3 protein-coding genes are annotated in these 4,303 nt (G+C 60.7%); 1 reads left to right on the top strand and 2 read right to left on the bottom strand.

Annotated features, from left to right (window positions below):
* Nucleotides 1–165: 165 nt before the first annotated feature.
* Nucleotides 166–645, bottom strand: coding sequence for an SsrA-binding protein SmpB (gene smpB / locus M2360_RS26725; RefSeq protein WP_280778431.1), 480 nt, complete (start codon nt 643–645; stop codon nt 166–168).
* A 1-nt stretch (nt 646) separates the two neighbouring features.
* Nucleotides 647–1,531, bottom strand: a complete 885-nt coding sequence (dapA, locus tag M2360_RS26720; RefSeq protein WP_280778430.1) for a 4-hydroxy-tetrahydrodipicolinate synthase — start codon at nt 1,529–1,531, stop codon at nt 647–649.
* Nucleotides 1,532–1,766: 235 nt separating this feature from the next.
* Between dapA and M2360_RS26715 the strand changes: the two genes are divergently transcribed.
* Complete coding sequence (locus tag M2360_RS26715; protein WP_280778429.1) at nt 1,767–3,890, top strand: lytic transglycosylase domain-containing protein; 2,124 nt, start codon at nt 1,767–1,769, stop codon at nt 3,888–3,890.
* Nucleotides 3,891–4,303 lie beyond the last annotated feature (413 nt).

Here is a 4,303-nt window from a genome sequence, read left to right as displayed (position 1 = left end):
TCTCGAGAGCCGTTTGTTCGGGAGCGGGTTTCTTCAACATGTCCCAGTGAATCACAAACCCCTGGATGTGGCCAGGGGTTTGTCAGCAGTCTGAGGGCGCGTCAGCGCCCTGTTCTTTGTTTATCAACCGCCTGAAGTTCAGCAGCCCCACGAACGACGCGGCGATCAGCCGTGATCGCGCAGCAAACGGCCCTTCTGGCGGTCCCAGTCGCGCTGCTTTTCCGTCTCGCGCTTGTCGTGGAGTTTCTTGCCCTTGGCCAAGGCCAATTCGAGCTTCGCCCTGCCCTTCTCATTGAAATAGACTTTCAACGGAACGAGCGTCATGCCTTCGCGTGAAATGGCGATGCGAAGCCGACTGATTTCCTTGCCGGACAGCAACAGTTTTCGCGGCCGGCGCGGAGCGTGATTGAAGCGGTTGGCCTGCAGATATTCCGGAACATAGGAATTGATCAGCCAGATCTCGCCATTCTCGTCGCTGGCGTAGGATTCGGCGATATTGGCCTTGCCTTCGCGCAGCGATTTAACCTCGGTGCCGGTCAGCATCAAGCCTGCTTCATACGTGTTGACGATCTCGAAATTGAAGCGGGCCTTGCGGTTTTCCGCCACGATTTTCTTGACCGCCGAGGGTCTGCCTTTATGTGTCATCTCACGCCATCAGATCGGCATGCCGAAGCGCATTGTCAAGAGCGGCTTCCGTGGCCGGCTCGAGAACCGGCACAAGCGGCGAGCGGACGGCGCGGCTCATGCGACCGAGCTTGTTCAGCGCGTATTTGGCGCCGCAAACGCCCGGCTCCATGAAGATCGCCTTGTGCAGCGGCATCAGCTTATCCTGCAATTCGAGCGCGCGGGCGTAATCGCCGACGAGCGTGGCCGCCTGGAAGTCGGCGCAGAGCTTCGGCGCGACATTGGCGGTCACCGAGATGCAGCCGACGCCGCCATGGGCGTTGAAGCCGAGCGCGCTCGCATCCTCGCCCGACAGCTGGATGAAATCCGCGCCGCAAGTGATGCGCTGTTCCGACACACGCTCGACCTTGCCGGTGGCGTCCTTGACGCCGACGATGTTCTTATAAGCGTTCGCCAGCTTGCCCATGGTTTCCGGCGTCATATCGATCACCGAGCGGCCGGGAATGTTGTAGATGATGATCGGCAGGCTCACCGCCTCGGCGATCGCGGAATAATGCGCGATCAAGCCTTTCTGGGTGGGCTTATTATAATAGGGCGTGACGACGAGAAGCGCGTCGGCGCCGGCCTTTTCGGCATGCCGGGCGAGTTCGATGGCTTCGGTGGTGTTGTTCGAGCCAGCGCCGGCGATCACGGGAACGCGGCCCTTAGCCAATTCGATACAGAGTTCGACCACCCGCTTGTGTTCGTCATGGCTCAGCGTCGGCGATTCGCCCGTCGTGCCGACCGGCACGAGGCCAGCGCTGCCCTCGGCAATCTGCCATTCCACATGAGCGGCGAAACTGGCTTCATCAACGCCGCCATTCTCCGCGAACGGGGTCAAAAGTGCGGGAATGGAACCCTTGAACATAGACTGAACTCCTCATCGGCCGACTGGCCCATTCTTTAGCCGCAATCGCTTTTTACGGGTTGTCGGACCATATAGAAGCCGACAGATCGCAGCAAGACGAATAGGCGCGTCATAATCGGCTTTTCATGTCGCGAAAAGTTGATTTCATCGCCATTAACCAAGGATTTACCAGACTGACGGCTGATAGATTTCAGCAAGCCCGATACGGACACTCGGGCGCGGCGGAGCCAGTGACATGAAGCGCGCCTTCATCGCCATTCTCGTATGCACGGCCGGCGCCGGCGCAGTGGCCGGCCTCATCGGCGGCCGCGCTCAAACCAAGCCCGCCGCTCTGGATGAGAAAACAACCACGCTGTCGATCGCTCGCGGCGAGCAAGACAAGCCGACGGCTAAATCCGAGCGGATTGTGCTGGCGAAGCCACCCCAGCAGGTCAACGCGCCGTCCACCGGGACGCCGCTCATGGGACTCCCCGCTCAGGCCAGCGACACATTGCGCGCCGGCTTCATGTCGCTGCAGAACCGTGACACGCTGACGGCAATCGCCTGGCGCGACCGGCTGTCGCCGGGCGATGTGGAATGGAAAACGCTGACCTGGGCAATTGCGGTGTCCGGACAGACGGCGACGCCAAGCGCCGAACTGGTGATGGCGAAATCGGCGCTCAAGGGCTGGCCGGCGCTGGACGACATCGAAGAAAATCTCGAAAAGGCGTTGTTTCGTGAAAACGCATCGCCCCGCCTCGCTGCGGAGATGATCGGCGAAGCCGGCGCAAAGAGCATCGAAGGCGACATTCTGCTGATCCGCGCTCGGATCGAGGCCGGCGACGAAACGGGCGCGCATGCGCGGCTGAAAACACTGTGGAGCAACCGCCTGTTCGACGCCGCCGCCGAAGACCGGATCATGGCAGAATTCGGCGCGCGCCTCACAGCCGAAGATCACAAAGCCCGGCTGCTTCGTCTGCTCTATGCCGAAAGGTTTGCCCAGACGACGCGGTTTGCGGCGCTCGGCAAGGCCGAACCGCTCGCCAAGGCCTTCACCGCGGTTGTCAAGCGCGATAAGAATGCGGCTGACCTTCTCGATCAGGCGAGAGCGCAATTCGGCAAGGAGCCGGCATTGCTGTTTGCCGCCGTGAAACAAGCTCGCTATGCCCGCCGCTATCGCGACGCGGCGGCATTGCTGGCGACGGCGCCGCAGGATCAGGCCGCATTGGTGAATCCAGGCGCCTGGTGGGTGGAAAGCCGCATTGTCAGTCGCATGTTGCTGGAACAGGGCAAAGCCGCCGACGCCTATAAACTCGTCGCCGCCCATCTTTCCATCGAACCGTCCGATATCGTCGAAGCGGAATTTCACGCCGGTTGGTACGCGCTGCGGGGACTGAAGGACGCAAAACGCGCCGCCGAGCATTTCAACGCCATTCTCATGGCAAGCCTGCGGGCGCATGATCAGGCCCGCGCCTATTACTGGCTGGGCCGCGCCGCCGAAGCCGGCGGTGGCGGCGACGCCAAGGCGCTGTTTCTGAAAGCCTCGGATTATCCGGCGACATTTTATGGCCAACTCGCCGCCTCCCGGATCGGCGTCGCACTTCATCCGCAACACCGCTATCGCCCGCTCGCCGACATTGTAACGCTCATGAAGAGCCGTCCGGAAATGCAGGCTATCGATCTGATGCTGCAAAGCGGCCAGGACGGCAGAGCGCGACGGCTCTATCTGGCGCTGGCGCGGACGCTCGAAAGTCCCACGGAGTTGCAGGCTCTTGCCGATTCGGCGCTCAGCGCACAGGGTCCCGCCCTCGCCTTGGCGATCGGCAAGACGGCGCTCAATCAGGGACATGACCCAGGGATGGCGGCTTTCCCGCTCGGCGCCATTCCCGATAGCGCGGATATTTCGGCCGCCGGCAAGGCGCTCGCTTACGCGATCGCGCGTCAGGAAAGCGCCTTCAACGCCAAAGCCGTATCGCCCGCCGATGCGCGCGGCTTGCTGCAGATCCTGCCGTCTACCGCCAAGACGCTGGCGGCGAGACATCAACTGGCCTGGGCCGAGGAACGCCTCACCGAAGATCCGGGCTACAACGCCACGTTGGGTTCGCATTATCTCGGCGAACAGATCGATAAATTTCGTGGCTCCTATATTCTCACCTTCGCCGCCTATAACGCTGGCCCCGGCCGTATTCCACAATGGATCAAGCGCTATGGCGATCCGCGCAGGAAAAAGCTCGATGATGTCGTCGACTGGATCGAGAATATTCCCTTCCAGGAAACGCGCGACTATGTGCAGAAGGTGATGGAGAATTACCAAGTCTACAAGGCTTTGTTGGGCCAGCCCGGCGATATCGCCAGCGACCTGACCGCCGGTCGACAGTGAACCAGAAACTGGCCATATAGAAACGCCTTGTTGCGCGTTCCCTAGACTTCAGGCAGCGCGCGCAATGAACGACGTCCGTGCCTTTATGGCCGCCGATAACCTTCTGACGTAGAGCGTGTTTCAGCGTCCGCCCCAAGTGGACCATGAGCGGCCTGCCCCCTAAAAAGGCTGACATCACCGGCGCTCCAAAGCCTGTCGCGATCGTTCAGTTTCGCTCCTCACGCCTTGTGTTTTTGACTTTGTCACAAGTCGTCGCGCCTGAACCGGCGCTCACTTTTGGGCGTCATGTTTTAGGCCACACCCAAAGGCAAGCACACAAAGTCATGACCTCCACCAAAGGTGGAGGTTTGAAACGCTGCGCTTGAACCGCTAGAAGCGGTTTTGCTATGTCTTAGTAGCTACGGTTAAAGAGG

Origin of the sequence: Rhizobium sp. SG_E_25_P2, from assembly GCF_029892285.1 — a bacterium.
GTDB lineage: Bacteria > Pseudomonadota > Alphaproteobacteria > Rhizobiales > Rhizobiaceae > Rhizobium_E.
This window is presented reverse-complemented; position numbering and strand designations above follow the sequence as displayed.

Bases quoted from the DNA above. Each gene is read 5' to 3' on its own strand.
- smpB (WP_280778431.1), bottom strand. From the start codon at position 645: ATGACACATAAAGGCAGACCCTCGGCGGTCAAGAAAATCGTGGCGGAA.
- dapA (WP_280778430.1), bottom strand. From the start codon at position 1,531: ATGTTCAAGGGTTCCATTCCCGCACTTTTGACCCCGTTCGCGGAGAAT.
- M2360_RS26715 (WP_280778429.1), top strand. From the start codon at position 1,767: ATGAAGCGCGCCTTCATCGCCATTCTCGTATGCACGGCCGGCGCCGGC.